Annotated in this window: 13 protein-coding genes; 9 read left to right on the top strand and 4 right to left on the bottom strand. The window is 54.8% G+C overall.

The genetic code is table 11. From position 1 onward, the window contains the following. Positions 1-244: 244 nt before the first annotated feature. Positions 245-2,224, bottom strand: a complete 1,980-nt coding sequence (locus K3F44_RS12485; RefSeq protein ID WP_220632347.1) for a DUF4209 domain-containing protein — start codon at positions 2,222-2,224, stop codon at positions 245-247. A 315-nt stretch (positions 2,225-2,539) separates the two neighbouring features. On the opposite strand from K3F44_RS12485, the gene K3F44_RS12480 reads away from it, so the two are divergent. Further along, complete coding sequence (locus K3F44_RS12480; RefSeq protein WP_220632346.1) at positions 2,540-5,926, top strand: P-loop NTPase fold protein; 3,387 nt, start codon at positions 2,540-2,542, stop codon at positions 5,924-5,926. A 228-nt stretch (positions 5,927-6,154) separates the two neighbouring features. After that, entirely contained in the window at positions 6,155-8,545 is a 2,391-nt protein-coding gene (locus K3F44_RS12475) for a hypothetical protein (protein WP_220632345.1), read from the top strand. Positions 8,546-9,031: 486 nt separating this feature from the next. On the opposite strand, the gene K3F44_RS12470 is transcribed toward K3F44_RS12475, so the two are convergent. Further along, positions 9,032-9,514 carry a helix-turn-helix domain-containing protein gene (locus K3F44_RS12470; protein ID WP_220632344.1) on the bottom strand — a complete coding sequence of 161 codons (483 nt, stop codon included), beginning with the start codon at positions 9,512-9,514 and terminating at the stop codon, positions 9,032-9,034. A 205-nt stretch (positions 9,515-9,719) separates the two neighbouring features. Here K3F44_RS12470 and K3F44_RS12465 point away from each other — a divergent pair, with 205 nt between their 5' ends. The 4 genes from K3F44_RS12465 to K3F44_RS24835 all read left to right on the top strand — a co-directional run bounded on the left by K3F44_RS12465 (position 9,720) and on the right by K3F44_RS24835 (position 11,518). After that, on the top strand, positions 9,720-10,448 hold the full coding sequence (locus K3F44_RS12465; RefSeq protein WP_220632343.1) for a metallophosphoesterase family protein: 729 nt from the start codon (positions 9,720-9,722) through the stop codon (positions 10,446-10,448). Position 10,449: 1 nt separating this feature from the next. After that, positions 10,450-10,764, top strand: coding sequence for a hypothetical protein (locus K3F44_RS12460; RefSeq protein ID WP_220632342.1), 315 nt, complete (start codon positions 10,450-10,452; stop codon positions 10,762-10,764). Beyond that, positions 10,751-11,065 carry a hypothetical protein gene (locus tag K3F44_RS12455; RefSeq protein WP_220632341.1) on the top strand — a complete coding sequence of 105 codons (315 nt, stop codon included), beginning with the start codon at positions 10,751-10,753 and terminating at the stop codon, positions 11,063-11,065. The genes K3F44_RS12460 and K3F44_RS12455 overlap by 14 nt, the downstream gene beginning before the upstream one ends. Positions 11,066-11,251: 186 nt before the next feature. Continuing rightward, the gene (locus tag K3F44_RS24835) at positions 11,252-11,518 is read left to right on the top strand and encodes a DUF6957 family protein (protein ID WP_409077674.1); all 267 of its coding nucleotides are present in this window, start codon (positions 11,252-11,254) and stop codon (positions 11,516-11,518) included. Positions 11,519-11,661: 143 nt separating this feature from the next. Here K3F44_RS24835 and K3F44_RS12445 read toward each other — a convergent pair whose 3' ends face one another. Beyond that, the gene (locus K3F44_RS12445; protein WP_220632340.1) at positions 11,662-12,918 is read right to left on the bottom strand and encodes a helix-turn-helix transcriptional regulator; all 1,257 of its coding nucleotides are present in this window, start codon (positions 12,916-12,918) and stop codon (positions 11,662-11,664) included. Positions 12,919-13,188: 270 nt separating this feature from the next. On the opposite strand from K3F44_RS12445, the gene K3F44_RS12440 reads away from it, so the two are divergent. After that, entirely contained in the window at positions 13,189-13,701 is a 513-nt protein-coding gene (locus K3F44_RS12440) for a LysR substrate-binding domain-containing protein (protein ID WP_259406989.1), read from the top strand. On the opposite strand, the gene K3F44_RS12435 is transcribed toward K3F44_RS12440, so the two are convergent. Then, complete coding sequence (locus K3F44_RS12435; RefSeq protein WP_220632338.1) at positions 13,685-14,356, bottom strand: HAD family hydrolase; 672 nt, start codon at positions 14,354-14,356, stop codon at positions 13,685-13,687. The genes K3F44_RS12440 and K3F44_RS12435 overlap by 17 nt on opposite strands. A gap of 356 nt (positions 14,357-14,712) precedes the next feature. On the opposite strand from K3F44_RS12435, the gene K3F44_RS12430 reads away from it, so the two are divergent. After that, positions 14,713-16,860, top strand: coding sequence for an AAA family ATPase (locus K3F44_RS12430; protein ID WP_220632337.1), 2,148 nt, complete (start codon positions 14,713-14,715; stop codon positions 16,858-16,860). An 88-nt stretch (positions 16,861-16,948) separates the two neighbouring features. Further along, positions 16,949-18,247 (top strand): FRG domain-containing protein, encoded by a 1,299-nt coding sequence (locus K3F44_RS12425; protein WP_220632336.1) that lies wholly within the window; start codon positions 16,949-16,951, stop codon positions 18,245-18,247. Positions 18,248-18,398 lie beyond the last annotated feature (151 nt).

The following is an 18,398-nucleotide window of genomic DNA, read 5'->3' as shown; positions in this document are numbered from 1 at the left end:
GCAACGGGGCGAGATGCTTGAGCTACTGGATGGCCTTTAGGGCAATGTCTCGACATTGGTGACCTACCAGAGCCGATGGGCGATGTGATCCCCGACCGGTCGGTGCACAACGCTGACCGGATTGATCTGACTGAAAGACGAAAGTGACGGCGGCAGTGACTTCAGGCACTGCCGACCTGACCCCCGGGCTTTTAGCCTTGATCGTAATCATGGGTTTTAAGCGAAGGTACGATTACTACGACGCCTAGAGTGAAACCCTTTCCAGCTGAGGAGCGACATGGGTGTTCCAAACCCGCTGTAGCGGCAGGCACACCAGGTAGTACATGAGCCAGCAGGCATAGATGCTGGAGTGCAGGTAGCACGCGCTGGATTGCAGCTTGCCGTGTGCTAGCAGGTGGCGTAGGCACGGGCCACCCTTGAGATTGAAGAGCAGGTCAATCGTATAGATCAGGTCGATGCCAAAGACCGACTCCAACTGTTCTCGTCGGGTAGCCAGGAGCGCACTCAGCGACCGGTCTTCTTGCAGTAACTCCTCGTTCAGTTTCGATGTATCGATCCCCGCGTCGCTGAGCACATGGCGTAGCGAGTTTTCGAGCTGCGGGAACAGCAGATGGCAGGCAGACATCATGTCGCCCTGAAGGAAGCGCGCGAGCCCCAGGGCATAGATGTCCTCGAATCCTGACGGCACGAAGGGGCTAGCTGACACGATGGCCATCAGGTGCCGATCGTCAACAGGGAATTTGGTCATGAGGGTTCGGGCAGCTGGCTTTATTCGGCTTTCAACCCACATTTGGTAATGGATGTCCAAGTAGCGAAGGCTCTCATGGTCATACCATTCAGGTGGTGGTGTTTCGTTGAGATTGATGGCCGGTGCTTGTGTGACGACCCGGCCCAGGGCGTCGGTGTAGATTTGCCCGTTGAAAAGGTCGGACAGGAATGAGTCGCTGCGGCCACGGATGATGTCGGTGTGCAGCGCCATTTTCTCCGGTACCTCGCAGATCCGGGCAAATGTGTAGAAGAATTCTGGAAGCGTCAGATTCTTGAAGATATTGATGGTGCCTTGGCGTTCCTCGCTCAAATCCATCGGGATCTGGAAGGAAGAGAACTCGTGAGCAGCCTGCGCTTGTAGCTCCAGCAACTCGGCCTTCAACGCTTCCAGTTCTGCATGCATGCCTGGAATAGCCCGAAGCTCCCCTATGGCATCACGCGTCCAGCTGGCTCTGGCCATGAAGCTGTCTACGCCTTCGCGCATCCTGAGCGTCTGCTCGATCGCCTTTAACTTGCAGCGCTTGAAGCCAGTGTGATCCTTGGACTGATGATGGGCGAGGGCGGCAAGCTCCCACACGACTTTGACGGCCATGGCGTATTCGCCGGCAGCGGCGGCGTTTGCCGACTTCTCCGCATCCTGCGCAACTTGCGCCCATTCAATCAGGTTGAAGGACTGACCTAGCCGAGCCAATCGATCAAGCGACGTGAAACACCTCAGTTTCTGGGCGTGGGTGTATAGACGGTTCCACGTTGTGAGCACAATCTCGGGCGGTGTTTTCCGCTTGCCTGTGCTGGCTACGATGTGGAAGGCCCTTTCGATCAGATCGACGACTTTGGAGGACAGCCCAGAGGGTGGCTCGTACCTGAACGAGAGCTTGTCGTCCAAGTAGAACTCTATCGTTTGACAGTAGGAAGTGATCGCCAAGCCGGCGCTTCGATGCAGGTTTCGATGGTTGTACCAAACGACATCTGCCACCCGAGCTCGCAGCAGGGGGTGGTCGATTATTTCGGCGATGGTGGCAAGCGCCTGGCTCTGCTCTCCAGCGATGTCGGCAGGGATGGGCGTGCGCATGCCGTCACTGATCAACCTTGGGCCGAAGGCGTCTTGGCGATCTACGGAGAAATGGTAGGAACACACCACCATGAGCACTCTGTAAGCCCGGTAGCCGCTGTAGTTCTTGTTCGCCAGTGCCTGCCGGGAGCGTGCGCTCAGTTCAGAGTCGAACGAGTAGAAGTCGAGCGTATCCACGGTCTCCAGCAGCCGATTGATGTCGGTATGCTGGAAATCATCGACAGAAGCAAATTCGAGCCGGGAGCGATCTGGTTCATTATCGATGATCGTATCCGGTGCTATGGGCGCTTCCAGATCCAGCGCCATGCCCGTCACAATGTCCGACTCCTGTCCGGCTCCTCGCACCCCGTCCTGATCTTCGGATGGCCTGGTCTGATCGCTCATTTCCTCTCCCTGCATTGGATGATCTCACTGAATGATCTAACTACGCTGGCGGTGATTTGCACGGTAGTTTTTGAATGCAAAGCCGTTCCGCCGCAGCCCCCAAGCACACCGCCACAGGCTAGCTTTACTGGCAGCTTGCCATCCAGTCAATATGTCACTATCTTGTGTTTTTTTACGGGCTTATGACTACATATGGTGGTTTCCACGAGCTGACAGCATCTGCGGTGTCATCGCCTGGTTGGGGCAATCTGGCTCCAGCGTCATTCTCTGCTGTCGGGGATGACATAGCACGCAGAGGTGCATAAAAGGACTTCTATGCGGTTGATCAATTTCCATACCGAGCACCCTGCAACTCAGGACGTGTTCCCCGGTGGTAGCCATGACAAGGTGGCGAGCGCGATCCACCGTCATTTGCTGAGTGACGGCCCCTCAAAGGTTGTAGGCCTGGATGGTGAGTTCGGCTCCGGCAAGAGCTCGATTCTGAGCATGCTGAAGGTAAAGCTGACGGCAGCTGACTCTGATTTCAGGGTCTGGTTTTTCGACTGCGAGCAGAATTACCAGGGCTCGACCAAGAGCAATTTCATCGAACTCTTCACTGATGAGGTGCTCAAGGAAGTGCCTCATGTCAGCAGGGCTGCCGAGACCCTGAAAGCCTCTCGCGATCGAGCCCTCGGGCGCTTGTTCGAATACAACAAACGGACAACGAGCCGGGTCAGTGTATGGGCGTTGGCACTGATCGCTAGCCTGTTCTTCGCTGCCACCTCATTCCGGGAGCTTTTTGCACTTTCGCGCAGTTCCCATGCGGCCATCACAGGGACGACGCCGGAAGCCGCCGCGCTCACCAACACTCTGCAAGACCCCTTCTGGTGGCTTATAGGGGTGCACCTCCTTTCATTTTGCAGCCCGATGCTGATCCTTGGCGCCGCCAAACTCTGGCATAGGAAGGTGCGGGTCGGCACCCAGAAATGGAGCCTTCTGAGCCTATTCAAGGGCTCTAGTGACGATCATATTCAGGAGAAGGTTGAGGTTGGCAAGGAGGTGACGCCCCTTGATCTCAAGAAGACCCTTCTTGAACAGCTGAAGGTGGTTGAGGACAAGCGTTTTGTCATCATCCTGGACAACCTTGATCGCCTGCCAAAGGACAGCCTGCGGTCGGTGTGGAGCGACCTGGAGATCTTTATTGAGGTTGCTACCCACGCTGCGAATCTGACGGTGATCGTTCCTTTTTGCTCCAACAAGGTGGCGGAATACCTGAAGGCAGACGGTGATCGGCGGTATGAAGCCAGGGACTTCATAGCGAAAAAATTCCCGGTGGTTTTCCGTTCTCCGCCGGTCATCACCTCGGGCTGGAAAGATGGCTTCCGTCAGTTGTGGAACCACAGCTTCCCGGATGGTGACGGGAACGTCATCGAGCAGTGCGCGCAACTGCTGCAGCGCCACAGCCCCATGGCCAACAACCTCGTCACGCCACGCTTGCAGAAAAAATTCATCAATGACATCGCCACCACAGCCTTGGTAGTGGGGGAGGATATCAGCCTCTTGGCTATCGCTAGCCATCTCCTGCTGTGCAAATACGCCGACTTCTCGCTGGTGGAGATGCTGCGTACAGGTGGTTTATCGGAGACCTATCAGAAAGAAATAGGGCAGGAGCAAGCTGGGCTAGTCAAGGAGACCAGAGCCCTGCTGGGCGCCACTCTTGGCGCTTCCATGGAGACCGGATGGCAGATCCAGTTTCTGCAGATCCATTACCTCACCACGGGTGATATCGCGATCGCCGAGCTTTTGGACACGCCACTGGCAGCAGCTTTTGCCCAAGAGGATTCCGACGCGTTGGGGGAGCTCACTTCACTGTTCGGCTTCTCTGACGCCATGAAGCGCCTTCTATCCCAGCGTCCATCGCTGGCTTCTCTGCTGCCAACCATTTCCCAAGCACATCAGGCGCGTGAAGGCGACTGGATTGGGCCTCTTTTGGCGTTGCTCAACAGCGCGCAGCTGGAGCTATTTGAGGAGTCGAAAACAGGGGCTGAGAAGTTCTACGAAGCAGTGCGTTATTGCAGAGGCCATGGGCTGAAGGGGCAGTTACTGAGTGCTCATGGCGGCCATCTGAAAACCAGTCTGCTGAAAATACTGAACGCAGCGTTCGATCCAGATCAACTGACGCCGGCATGGGAACTCATGCAGGAATACGACCATTACCTCCAGGCGCAAGGACTGGAGTTTGAAGCGGTCGTTGTTAAGCGTTGCGAGTACGTGATGCACCTGCTGCCCGATATTGCTCTTTTGAAGGTGATCAAGGCGAGTGGATTTACCTTCGCTGATGCGGGTCTGCCAGAGGCCCACGTGCAGTTGGCTAGTTGCGCTGATCACCCGATGGGGGTAGCGGTACTGCCGACCGACTGCGTCGTGCCTGCTCTTGAGTGGTTGTACGGGGCGCGTAAGTTCGGCGGCGTTATGACAGGAGGGATCTCTGCTAGCGACGTGGCTAGCTTGGCGAAATTTACAGGTGCTGCCGGAGAAGTAGAGAGCGCTGTGCTGGGACTTGGGTTGGCCGCGAATGTTGACCCTGTCATCGGCAACGCGATTACAACGTTGCTGGCCAACAATGCCAGTCCGCTGATTAAGGCGGTGGCGGCGGTGACATACATTCGGCAAGTCGACCCAGATTCGCTCGCCGAGCTCGATGATCTGGATGGTGTCTTTGAATCGTCAGTCTTCCGGGCCTTGGCGAACGCATCCCTTACCACGAGTGCCTTGTTCCAGTTAGTGGCCGACTCCAAAGTGGGAGAGTCGGTAGCTGCCTATCTCGCCTACCTGATTCGAGAGGAGCGCATTGCGCGTCTGAACTGCTCTTGGGTAACCACCAACTTTAGCGTGATAACCCAAGCGCTTGCGAAGGTTGGCCTTTCTGAGGCCGAGATTGCGCTGTGGCTTATAGATTGGGACGATCCTATCGCAGAAGCCTCCAAGGACGCTCTCAAGGCCGACGTCCGATTGATCAACGTCGTCATGGAGGCGGATGAAAATGTGCTGCCGAAAACTCGGGAGGGTCTACTCAAGCAGCTCACGAGCAAGGAGCGGACTTGTGATGAGTGGGTACAGACCATCTCGGCGGGGGCCAAGCAGCACCAGGCAATCCTGAATGGGATAGTGAGCAATCAAGAGCCTATACAGTCGATCGCGGCTGTTGGCGATGCCTTGGTCAACGTGCTCAACTCCCTCGCCAGCGGCACCGTGACTTCGCCGTGGGGAGCGCCCCAGTACGCCATGATGGATTCGCTGCTCAGTTTGCTTGATGCCCAGCAGCGCAACGTCATCGGTATACGATTGAGAAAGATGCTCTTCGCGGAGTCGGTGGAGCCTGATGATTTCGCAATCCCGTTATCGAAATATGGCCATCTCATCCCGGATGTTCAGCCGTCTAACCCGCAAGAGGTTCAACGAATCGTTCTGTTCCTGGCGTACCTGAGCCGCAACCCCGACAGCCTTCCCGCCTTGGCCAAATTCTTCGATGCGAAGGCCGAGCAGATCGCAGCGTTCAAGTACTCGACAGAACTCAGGAGCACGATGGGGGAAGCTGTTGCCAAGCTGTCTGACATCACCCCGGCCCTCTACAAAAAGTTTGCTCAGACCAAAGGCTTTATACGCCTGATCCAGTCGCTCACAAGGGCTGCGCGTGATCCGGAACCTGAGCAAGACACCTGATGGCCAGTTCCCGCTCTGGGCCGCTGCGTGAAGCGTGCCGGCTCGGAGCGGAGCACACCCAATGTGGCCAGGAAAGCTCGCACGTCCATAGCCAGAAAGGCTGATGGGGGTGAATGCACCTCTGTGATGTCGCGATTCACGTGATTGAATTCAGATGCCTATGCAGGCCGTTCTGCGCTCATGGTTTAATCCGTACCTTGGAATCGGCAGCACACGTGCGAGGGGCGGATGAGTAAAGATCAAGGAACGGAAGGGGCTACGGACGCCGCTGGTGATGGGCCTCAGGTAGGTAAGGCGCAGCCAACCCGTGATGAGCTGGATGCTCGCTGCGATACTGTCGTGGATCAATGGCGCAGCGCCTGGTCTGACCTTAGTCGCACCGAAGATGTGTTAGCCCAAGGCCCTAGCTTCGTGGTTTGGGATTCGCAAGCGCATGGCTCCGAGAGTCCGGGTGACTTTTTCCCGGTCGAGGCTATCGATCAAGTAATGCCGCCTGACGATGTACAGCAAATGCTTCGTAAGTGCTTGGACACCCTCGACCATGCACGTGAAATGGCGGCTGTACTGGTTTTGAGAGATGAATCGGGAGTTGTGCCTACTGTTACGGTGGTTCCCAAGATGGCCAAGCTCAAGCCTCAATCTTGGTTTGAGATGCGCAAGATCCGGAAAACCTCGATTGACCGGACAGTCTGGATACCGCTCCGTGCCCATCAATGGCTCTGTAGCGAAGGCGAGTATGGCCATGAGGGCTTTCTTGAAGAGTACCTCGGGGTCGGCTCAGTCATGTTCGAGCTCAGCCATCGTGAGCAAATCAGCAAGCTGGACTATGGCGACATCGGTGGTAACGATTACACCGGCGGTGTCGTAACTGAGTACTTCTGGACACCTCTTGCGCCCTCGACCGAGGCAGGCGCTGCTGATCAGTCTCAGGAAGACTCCGAGGTCGGTCAGGCGGGTCAGGAGGAATCGCTTGCATCGTTCCGTGTGCCTTTTACCAACCTGAGCCTGGCGTTGAATCTGCGCTCACAGAAGCCGAAGGCTGCCACACCGGTAGCGCCTGCGAGCACACCCGAGCCGGAAGCCCCCAGCGTGCAACAGAGCCGCACGACGTTTTACTGGGCCGGCGACTGGTCTAGCCATCACGGTGGAGCCGTGGGTACTGGGCTCGTCATCCAGCAGTCGTTTGAGCGTGAAGCGCCTGATGAATGGCATTTGCATCAGGACTTCGTGATCTCCATGGGGTTGCTGCGGGAAGGAGATAAGTGGCTAAGACCCGATGAGGGCTTTGAAGAGGTCGCGAGGCTGTTGCGCAACGACGCCGGCGAGCCTGTCCGCCTGGATGTACGTTTGGAGCACCTAAGCGATTACTTGAAGGCTCGTGGAATGTATCTCCTGGTCTCCAGCTATCGGAGCCGTCAGCAAGTCGTTGCCAGCCCCTCCCATATCAGCTGGTCGTCCGATCTACTGGAGGAGGTGACGGATAGGGATAAGTGGGAGGGGGTCAGACAGGCGATACACGAGGGTGGCAATCCCTACGGCTCAGCGACCGCAGTGTTTCATGCTTCTCGCACTGACATCGATGGCGATGATGAGGTGCCTTTACTTGGCTTTCCAAACGACGATTCAGTCGTTTCCAAATCTTGGACGGTCAAGCATCAGGGTAAGAAGCTTTACATCATCAGAGGTTCGCTGTGGAAAAATGATGTGGTCGAGCCAGGCCGCGTCAGCGAGCGGGTGCTGGGTGAGGCGCCTGTTGGCACGGTGGATTTTGCTATCGATGGTTCCGGAGAGCGGATTGGAGGTAGCCGTCTGGCGGATAGTGGATCTTGGCTTTGGTTCCGACCGAGCATCACGACCACGCTTAGCAAGTATCGAAACTTTTCGCTGAGCTGGGCAACCCGCGACACGGGCTTCATTGGACTGACCCGAAACCACAGCGTGCATTTTGGGCTCAATGACCTTGGACTTATCAATGTTTTGGGCAAGGACATCGGAAGGCTGCCGTTATGGCAGCAGCGCGTGTGGGCAGGGGCCAATGTAGCCCCTAATGGCGGTGTTTCGAGGGAACTCCTGGCCTCCCAAGCCAATGCTGACCCTGCTGATACGCATGCCCCGGAAGCGCGGTTGCAGCGAGCTTACACCACGCTCAACAAGGTATTTGCAAAGCTGACTGGCAAGCCGCTGTTCACCCCGCACCCTGCGATCGAGGACATCTTTAGTCGAATTTATCGGTTCCGTGCGCTTGAGGAAACCGGGTTGCTTGAGCTGGCTAAGGACTTGGCTCGGGTTACCGTAGAGTCTTTGGATGGGAGCGCACTCTCAGTGCTTGCTGATCCGCCACCCAAGATGAAGGCTGGTTCGGTCAAGCATCTGGAGGCAGCGTTGCAGAAGGAGGTGAGCCAGGATGATGCCAGGGCGATTACCAAAGTGCTTGTGGGGATAAACGAGCTCAGGCAAGCGGATGCGCATCTGCCTTCTTCGGGTTTTGGCAAAGCTTATGGTCTGGTCGGTATTGATGATCTTTCTGAGATGGATGTAGTGAAGGGACGCCTGATGCTGGAGTCGCTAGTAGACTCACTGGTGAAAATGGTGCAGGTCTTCTTCCGATTTCCTCATTAGAGCACGTCGATGTGCTGCAGAATCACACCGGTGGCAGGCCGGGGTTGATGGGGGGGCTGACCAGGAGAACAAATGTGCTCGCCCCCTCTTTGACGAGATTAGCTCGCGTGGCGATGGCCGCACTGGCCCGGTAAGTTTCGGCGAGTGTCTGTTACGAAATACTAAAATTCACTTTAGATTTGGCCGGATTCAGGGCGGTTTTATCGAAAAACTAAGGTATAGCTTAGTTTGCAGAAAGCACGATCTAGCCAATCCTAGCGGTGAAATATGAAAGGAACACCTTCTGAACGCCTTGGGAAGGGAACTACTCAATCCCGAAGCTACGCAAATCGGATTACTGCCTTTTGAAAAATTCTTCTGTCACATAATCGGGGCGCGCAGTGGGTGAGTCATCCCCATTCCTTGACGCAATGGTGGGTTTTCATCAGAAGAAGCGCCACTGAGGTTTGGGTCAACATTTCATGTGCTCGACACTGCCCCAGACGTTTACTTGCCGCCACTTCCTTGCTGCCAGTATCGACTCACCGTGGTGCGAGACAGGCCCAGCATCTTGGTTGCCTCAGCGGGTGTCTTGCCTTGAGCCTTAAGCGCCAAGACGGCTTCACGATTACGAGTGTTCTGGGGCTTGCCAGCAGGTCGTTGAACCAGTTTTCCGTTTTCAACCTGTCCCTGAATGAGTTCAGCGCCGCCTGCTGCTAGAAAAGTCTGCAGTTCTCGCGTCGCCTCTTCAAGCACGGTCTGCGCGTCCTGGTTCTGCTGGCTTGCCACGCTCAGTGCGATCAACGTGACCAGGTTGAAATCCAAGGCATGCGCAATGTCGGCGAGCTTGTCCAGGGTCACGCCGGTTTCTGCACGCTCAAGATAACCGATTGTTGTGCGCATGGAGCCGCCAGCCAAATTCTCATAGCTGACCTGTTTCTGCTCGCGAATGGCTCGGAGCGTTGCCGCTATCTCGGTCTTGAGTGACATAAGCGTCCAAAAGCGAGGATAGAGCCACAATTGAAATGACCATTAAACGGTGGATGATGACAGTAATGGTCAATATGGGTTAGGATGCGCGTCTTGTTTGGGCTGACGCACCGATGGCTTTGCCAAGGCGGCACGCGAGCGTACTGCTCTCAACGCAGGTGTTGACGCTTCAATTTACCGCTAAATCGAGAAATGGGGTGGGTAAATGAGGATCGGCGTCTTGTCCGATTTACATCTCGAATTCGAGCATTTTGAGCCGGCAGAACTGGATGTTGATCTCGTCGTCTTGGCTGGGGACATCCATACAAAGGAGCGCGGAATCCGGTGGGCAAACGAGGTGTTCTCATCCGAGGTTTTGTACGTCCTGGGCAACCACGAATTCTACTCTGGGCATTTTGACCGGACACTGGAGAAGTCCAAACAACTGGCGGCGAGTCATGTACACGTGCTTGAGCAGGATGTGTTCATCCGGGACGGAATTCGTTTTTTAGGTTGCACGGGATGGACTGACTTTCGTGCGACCGGTGATGTGACAGCGGCCAGTGCAAAGGCGATGAGCTCGATGACTGACTTCAAAGTCATCCGCGCTGGAGAAAATTACCGGCGCTTGCGTCCTGACGACGTTGCCTCACGCAGTCGCCAGGCAAAGGCGTGGCTGACCACGGAGTTGGAGAAGCCATTCACTGGACGCACGGTCGTGATCACTCATCATTCGCCACTGATTGAGGTCGGGGGGCATGAGCAGGACGGGCACCTTACAGCCTCGTATTGCAATAGTTGGCCTTCGCTCGTGATGAAGGCAGATGTGTGGGTTTTTGGGCACACGCATCACGCTATCGATATTGAGATGGGGGGCTGCCGGTTGATCTCAAATCCGAAGGGGTACCCTTTGGAGCAGACCGGCTTTGACGCTTCCAAAGTTGTGGAGATTTAACGTGTCAGAAGTACAACGGTGCGCTGTAGATGCGGTGCCAATCCCGCCAGACGTTCTGATCGCTCGGCAAATCCAGTGGGATGTGCTTGTTGATGCGTATCTGACCCAAGCGGCGAAAGTGGGCGAAAGGTATGCCGCTAGCGTGTTCCTGGATCGGGCCGGAGTGATCGCCGATGGCACCACGATCGCCACACCCCAGGTGACAACTGTGGACGAGAAAGAGGGGTTCATATTGTTACGTTCGATATGCGGCAACGACTATTACGTCATCGCGAATTGGCTTGCCGGTCATGAGCACCTCAATGCCTGCTCATGACGCGCTACCGTCTGCGGTGATGCAGGTGGCATCTGTCAAATTTGAGCCGACTCCAACCGCGATTCTTTACTTGCCCCAGCTTGAAGGCTTCTCTCTGGTCGGGCAGGTGTACAGAGACAACCTCCAGCGTTTTGCAGAGGGTCGCCTGATCAGAACTTCAACCGTGCTGGAGTTCCTTGAAGATCATGGTTACCTGATAGCCCATACGTTGTCCGGGAGTCGCTACGTGCTGGTATCAGCCACTGGAGCTGATGTCGCAGGGGTTTGGGGGTGGCAGGCTGTTATTTCGGGTCGCCATTGACGATTCGAGCCGTCTCAGTGAGGCAAACATGGAGCAGTTATGCAAGATCATCAGGTAAGCCAACTGCTCGGCCCAGGTAAGGTCATGTGCGGTACAACCTTGGCGCTGGACGACGCCATAGCGGGCGGGCGTCAAGCGTTTCCAGGTCGTAGCATTTGCGTCGTCGGCAATTGGTTCTAGCTTGATCTGGAGGCGCCGAGGCAGGTCATGCAGCGGATGGCCGGCCAAAGCCAACAGCCGGTGATGCTACTTGCACTGGATATTCTCTACAGCAGTTCGGGCGCCCCCCGTGCCGGCGAGTGGCTGCGCTCAACACCGTTGGTGGCGTTCACTGATGAGATGTACTTCCGGACTCAGCATACCGATTACGTGCTGGTGGGGAGTGGTCGAAGACTTGCGCTTCAACTCTCTACCGTCCTGCAGCTATTTTCCAGCGAGCAGGATGGCCACTGAGGTCATTCATCTGCTGAGTGAAGGCGAAGGCGGATGAGCAGGCATTTGTCATGTTCCTACCGCGCCCTCAGCCACCGTGAAGCGTGACTGGCCACTCTCCAGTGCTGGATGTCATGGCCAACCTCTGCCGGATATCACAGACCTCAGATGCTGCTTTGAGGCTCCACGGCCTTGGACGCCACCTTCTGAACTTCGTAGCGTCTGAAGTACTCCTGAGCGGTTGTGAACCACTTCCCGTACCACTCTTCATAGTTCTCAGCTATCGAATGCCCGTGACGATAGTCAAGGAGGTCATCAAACCAATGCATATTTGCATTGTTGGTCGTTTCTAGAAAACGTGCTGGATGAGTGTTGCCTGAAAGAATACTGGCGAAATTCTCGGGGCTGATCATCCGGCCACTAATACGTCGTTTGTAGTCGTCATCGAGCTGTTTGAGCATGTCGTAAATCTCTGGGATGTTGTAATGACCATCCGCCCATGCAGCAAAGTTTAGATCGAATACGATGCAGTAAATTTTCCAATTTTTGGCGTGCAGATGCGCGAGCATTACCAATTGCTGGGTCTTGCTATTGACGAGCATATGCACAGATTTGGGGTTCGCATCTTTCAGCTGCTTGAGCTCTGCCCAGTGATAGGTTGAGATGCTCTCGATCGGGAACATGCTGCCCTTGGCATGTATTAGCCATTCTGCGGAAACCCCCGTTGCCTCGCAGACCTTCGTGATTTCTAACTGGCTCATGTCGAGCGTCTCGGATTCCACCTGGCCCAGTCGCCTTTCACTGTCGTAGTCGATCAAATCGATGAACTCGCTTGGAGACAGCCCCAGGCGAGCTCTCACGGTGCCGACACGCTTCCCACAGTTGTAGAGCCGCTCCTTGGCTGGGGCGGGTGCGAGTACTGGCTGCGGAGGCAACTCAAGGGCCAGCTTTTTTCTCATTTCGTACAATTCGCGGGCGCACATGGCATCAGTGAGCTCTGGGCTTTGGCTCGCGAGCTGAGCCAGGCGATCCAGGGCGTACACGGTTGTTGACCATCCGTGTTTTTCACATGCTTCGCGATAGATCTCTTCGTCGGTACTGCCAGGCACTGACAGACAGATGACCACCTGGTCTATCCGATCTCGGATGGCGCAGTTCTCTCGTCTGAGCTTTTCAATGTCGCTTAACACCTTGGCTTGGAGCCCAGAAATCTGTCCAGAGCACAGCACAGCGATGTATCGACCATTGGACTGCTTGAAGGCAAGCAGGTCGGCAGGCCCCTGGGTGACTCGCCCCAGGTGATTCAGTGTATCGGTCAGGTGCTCGTAGTCGTCGGAGACCGTCGGCAGCAGTTGTCTGACGAATTTTTCGAGCTCTGCACCGTGTAGCAGCCCGATCTTTGATTTCAGTAACTCGATCAAATTATGTCCTAGCAAACGGCAAGGGTGAGTCTCAGCCGAGAAGGGTCGGTGTTGAAGCTTCCGGCCTAGGTTTCTAGCTCGAAAGGGTCGGAGTAGACGTCCAACAGACTTCGCGCCAGGTAGTGATGATGTGGCAAGAATCGACCTTATGGAAGAACCTTGTCATAGGTTGGCGTGGCACTTGCTCTGGCTCAGGATGAGGAGACACAGACCTATGCTGCGACTCTTCGTGAGAGCTAGCGAGGGCGTTCGCATGTGTTGACGAGGCGGGTGACTGACTATGGCCTGACAGACGTGGTCGCAGAGCGATTCGATGCAGGCGTGCGGTTGGGTGACATCATTGACGCTGACATGGTGGCCGTGCGCATCGGGCCGCCGATGCGTATGGTCACGGTGGCCTCACCTGGCTACCTTAAGCGTTATGGCACTCCCAAGCGCCCCGAGGAGTTGATAACCCATCGCTGCATCAACCTGCGATTACCGACACATGGTGGGCTGTATCCCTGGGAGTTCACAAGTGAAGGCCAAGAGTTCCGAATAAGGGTGCAGGGGCCGCTGATCATGGACAGTTCAATGCAGATTCTTGATGCCTGTCTGGTCGGGGCGGGGCTCGCCCAAGTGACTGATGCGCACGTGCATGAGCACCTTGCCACCGGAGCGCTGGTGGAGGTCTTGCGGGAGTGGTCGGAAAGCTTCGCCGGTTACCATCTCTACTACCCAACGCGCCGACAGCAGACCGCTGCTTTCAAAGTGGTTCTGGATGCGCTCAGGAACGATGACTAGCCGGTATTACAGGGGAGGCGATGAGGGCGCGCGCCTTCAACACGGAGTCGGCAAACTCATCGAGGTTGGCGAAATCCTTACCCCCATTGCGGTTCAGCAGAAATCCCCGAATGCCCACGGCCATAGGGCCGTCACGGTCACACTTGTCTGAATCGCCAATCATCAGCACAGCGTTTTCTTCGCAGGCATCGCTGGTCTCTGCCCCCAAGAGTTCGCAAGTAGCTCGATACAGCAATGGCTGGGGTTTCAGGGCTCCAACAGCGAAACTGAAGCCATAGGCATCCATGTTTGGGTACAGGCGCCGGACAGGCGCTGCGTATGGGGCTGCTAGATTGGACGCGATGGCAATCTTGATGCCCTCAGCCTGCAATCTCTCGACGGCTCGAATCCCATCTTCAAAGGCTTCGATACTGTCCAGCTCTGCTTCCAAGGCACCTTGAACCTCGGCCATGCGATCTGCAGAGATCTTGATCCCGAAGTGCTCTGCCGCATCGCTTAGGCTCAGAGCACGAGCCATGATGTGGTGAAGGTCATCTGGTCGCGGCCTGCGACCCTGGCGGATGCCCTCCTTGATAATTTGACGATAGGGGTGGGTGGCTTTGGGGATGCGGACAAGCGTGCCGAAGGCATCGAAGAGGACAAATTTGACGGACATCTGAGCGCCTTGATCAACGAGGGCGACTGCCCGTGCGGTCAGAAATGATACCTTGGATCAGGATTGTAGGGGCTCTGGCTGAGCCGTTTCGTTGGGGGCATGCTGGGGCTGCCAGTTGTCCCCTCGCCATTCAGGTAGCTGTCTGGTCAAAGGCAATCTGTTGAGAGGCATGCGCCTGGTTGGCATCAGCGCAGACGCCGGCAAATTGTGGGTTGAACAGGTCACCATCGATGTGTCGTCGAGGCGAAGGTTGGCTGGAGGCAAACGCCTAAATAGGCCTCGAAAGCAGTCTTTCCTCTTAGGCACGACGGTAATAGGATACCGAGTAGTGGCCTTCAGCAGCCAAGGATAGCATCGTGATCAAGAACTTGATATTGCGCGGCGTTTCGAGCTACTCCCCCGAGCAAAACTCCCAGATCGGCCCACTCACGAAAGTGAACATGTTCTATGGGCACAATGGAACGGGTAAGACCACGATCGGCAACTATCTCCAAGATCCTTCTGACCTGCTCTACCACCAGTGCAAGACCCAGCCTGTCTCGGCGGAACGTGAAGTGATGGTCTACAACCATACGTTCATGGAGACCAATTTTCACGCAAGCTCACAGCCCGGGATCTTCACGCTCAATGAAGGAAATATTGAGGCTGAGAAAAAGCTGCTCGCGGCTGAAGAAGCACTCAAAAAGCTACTGATTGAACATCAGGCCGAGGTGGCAGCGGGCAATGGGTTCGGGGAATCCCAGAAATCCAATAAAGCGGATTTGCTCGATCAGCTATGGGCCCTCAAAAGACCGTTCGATACCGGGCCTCTGCGGTACTGCTTCGCTTCTCTCAACACAAAGGAGCGGCTTGGGGAAAAGCTACGCACCCTGTCTCTTGCGCCGTCGCCGGATGATTTCTCAGCGCTGGCGGCGGAGGCGGAACAGCTGCAATCAGCCAGTGATGCTGAGCTGCCTGGCATACCCACAATCCGGTTTGCGGAAGCGGATGTGGAAACCAGCCCGCTGCTATCGGAGGCCATTGCCGGCTCCGGCGACTCCTATCTTTCCGCCTTGATCACCGACCTGGGAAACTCCGATTGGGTCAAGCGAGGGTTGCAGTACCCGCAGCGGGAGGAGTGCCCGTTTTGTCAGCAAAGTCTACCTTCTGGATTTTACGAAGAAATCCAGAAGGTGTTCGATAAGACGTATGAGCAGCGCATCACCCAATTGAAAGCTCTGAAAACGCGGTATGAAGGCGGGGTCACTCGCTTGAGAACCCAGTTCAAGCGTCCCGAGTACGATGCGTCTGAGTATCAACTGCTGATTACGAAACTCGATGGTCTGCTTTCGCAGAATACGCAAAAGCTGGATGCCAAAGTGACCAGTCCTTCAATGCTTGTGGCACTGGAGCCTACCGGGTTGCTCATTGATGATCTCACCGACTTGATTGCGGAAGGTCAAAGGAAAATCGATGCTTTCAATCTCAAGGTGAAAGACAAGAAAAACCACTTGGAAAAAATCAAGACACGCTTCTGGATCTGCTTCAGATCCAGTTGCGATGGTGCCATCGCATCGGCCAGAAAGGTGCACGAAGAGCTTGGTGTCAAGAAGGAAGCGAAACGCAAGTTGGCGGATGAGATCCGTCTCAAGTCACAAGCTCACCAGGATGTCATCGCCGAGAGTAAAGCCAAGATCACGAATATTGATCAATCCATTGGCAGTATTAACTCGTCGCTTACCGCATTGGGCCTGAACGGCTTTTTGGTGGTCAGGGAGGAGGGAGAGTTGCCGCGCTATCGACTGCAGCGGCCTGATCAGCAGGCTGGTGTATTCAAGACGCTCAGCGAGGGAGAAAAAACCCTCATCTCATTCCTGTACTTCCTTGAAGTCTGTAATGGCGAGCTCGACGATAAAGGTGGCAAGCTCAAAAGTGAGCGGATCATCGTCATTGACGATCCTATATCAAGCCTCTCTCACAACTATATTTACGACATCGCCACAATGATCCATAGGCGAGTGCTGAGCCCCAAGGAACGCTTTAAACAAGTATTCATCCTGACGCACAATTTGTTCTTCTTTCATGAAATGCTCAAGCACCTCAGGAAGTCCGACGAATACTCGTTGTTCCGGATCACCAAGGCAGCTCACAGCATGATCACACCGATGAAGGCCAGTGACGTACAGAATGACTATCAATCATTCTGGCAGGCCATCAAGGATGCTCAAGCAGGTCGCACTTCTTCTAGCGTTATTCCAAACATGATGCGAAACATTCTGGAGTACTACTTCACCTTCGTACATAGACAGGATGAGCTCCAGGCAGCACTTATGGCACTGTCTGACGAGGATGCAGAATTTAAAGCCCTCTATCGATATGTGAACCGCGAGTCTCATTCCGACGCAGTCAATCTGACTGATTTTGGTGAGATTGTGCCATCGCATTACGTGGATCGATTTAGGCAGGTTTTTGTTAGGACTGGTTTTGAAGAGCACTATGAGAAAATGATGGGGGAGCATGCTTGAATCGGCTGGTGATGTGAGTTTCAATCGTAACAGTGAAAGCATCGGTCTTGGCATATATTGGCACTAACCAAGGAAGGGGGTAAGGGTTGTGTATAATTTTCTAGTGACGTCTCGTGAGGGTGCGTGGGAAAGCGGCTATGAATATGATAAGAGTCGCTTTTTGGAATACACGAACGATGATATCGCTGCGAGCTTCAAAGAGCTCAAAGAGCCTCAGCTTAAAGCGCTGATGGAGCTCCCCTGTCTGTTCGCGTACGAGGGCACGCAACACACCATGAGAGTGGGGAGGGTTGAGGTAAAGCTTCGTAGAGACGGCAGAATTTTGTTTGCTCGACCGATCATGGATCCGCAAATTGCACCCATCGAATTTGAGCAGATCAAACCTCATCAAGCCGCTCTTGATATTCGGGATTGGGAGATCAATCGCACGCACTGGGCAGTCAAGGACGAAGACCTTTTTGCCATTCTTCATCACGCAGGTCTTCTGCCGGAAGGAATAGTTGGCTCGAAAGTCACCAAAGAGGATCTTCCTGCCACCTTACCACCGGAAACTCGGGCTAACAGCGTCGGCACGTTCATTGAGCATGTGTTCCGATTGAATCATGGCGGTCGAGAGGTGTTTTATCGGGGGCACTCCAATAGCAAAAAATATCGCCTGGAACCTTCGATTTTTCGCAGGGATCAGAAGGGAAATTTTGTCTATCGCGACGCCGAAGATCGAATGTATCGAGAGCTGCTGGTTTCAAATTCCTTGGACTTCAGTGGCGATATTTATACCCTCGATCGTTTGGTGCGAATGCAACATTATTCGCTACCGACACGTTTGCTTGATATTACTTCAAACCCGTTGATCGGCTTGTACTTCTGCTGCAAGAGCCACCTGGATGATGACGGAGAAGTCATCGTGCTTTCCATGGATACTGGTTATATAAAATATTTCGATTCCGACACGGCAAGCTGTGTTGCCAATCTGTCTCGCTTATCTAAGGGTGTGAGAGACTCAATGTCATTCGAAGCGGTAGGGGTGGAGGAGTTTAATACTCAGCGAGCACTGAAGCAGCTGCTTCATTTCATCAAGGAAGAAAAGCCATTCTTCGAACCTCGCCTGGAGCCTGAACACCTTCGCTCTGTATTGTGCGTCAAAGGAAAACACACCAATAGCAGAATCTCATTCCAGTCAGGGGCTTTCCTTCTATTCGGTGATGAAGCGGTGTTGGATGAGGAAGGTACCTCCGATATCACGCTTCACCGCATAGCGGTAACGAACAAGAGAAATATTTTGAAAGAGCTTGACCGGCTCAATATAAATGAAAGTACCGTGTTCCCCTATATAGAGAGCTCATCGAAGTACATTGCTCAGAAGTTTGCCTTTCAAGACAGTGAGTGATGAGTTGCCCCGTATGGCCAGCGTTGTAGCAATTCATGGCTCGGCGGTTCTCCAGCAACCACTCGGCGATCTTCTGCCGGGCCTCTGGGCTATCAGGGCTTTGGGGGACTTGTACCGGCGTGGACTCAGGGAAGCACGAGCCCATGTCGAG

The sequence above is a fragment of the Pseudomonas sp. S07E 245 genome (assembly GCF_019599025.1).
Taxonomy (GTDB): domain Bacteria; phylum Pseudomonadota; class Gammaproteobacteria; order Pseudomonadales; family Pseudomonadaceae; genus Aquipseudomonas; species Aquipseudomonas shirazensis.
Note: the sequence above shows the minus strand (reverse complement) of the source record. Positions and strands in the feature narration are given on the sequence as shown.

Coding starts and splice junctions, on each gene's coding strand:
- K3F44_RS12480 (WP_220632346.1), top strand. CDS start 2,540: ATGCGGTTGATCAATTTCCATACCGAGCACCCTGCAACTCAGGACGTG.
- K3F44_RS12485 (WP_220632347.1), bottom strand. CDS start 2,224: ATGAGCGATCAGACCAGGCCATCCGAAGATCAGGACGGGGTGCGAGGA.
- K3F44_RS12455 (WP_220632341.1), top strand. CDS start 10,751: ATGCCTGCTCATGACGCGCTACCGTCTGCGGTGATGCAGGTGGCATCT.
- K3F44_RS12475 (WP_220632345.1), top strand. CDS start 6,155: ATGAGTAAAGATCAAGGAACGGAAGGGGCTACGGACGCCGCTGGTGAT.
- K3F44_RS12470 (WP_220632344.1), bottom strand. CDS start 9,514: ATGTCACTCAAGACCGAGATAGCGGCAACGCTCCGAGCCATTCGCGAG.
- K3F44_RS12465 (WP_220632343.1), top strand. CDS start 9,720: ATGAGGATCGGCGTCTTGTCCGATTTACATCTCGAATTCGAGCATTTT.
- K3F44_RS12435 (WP_220632338.1), bottom strand. CDS start 14,356: ATGTCCGTCAAATTTGTCCTCTTCGATGCCTTCGGCACGCTTGTCCGC.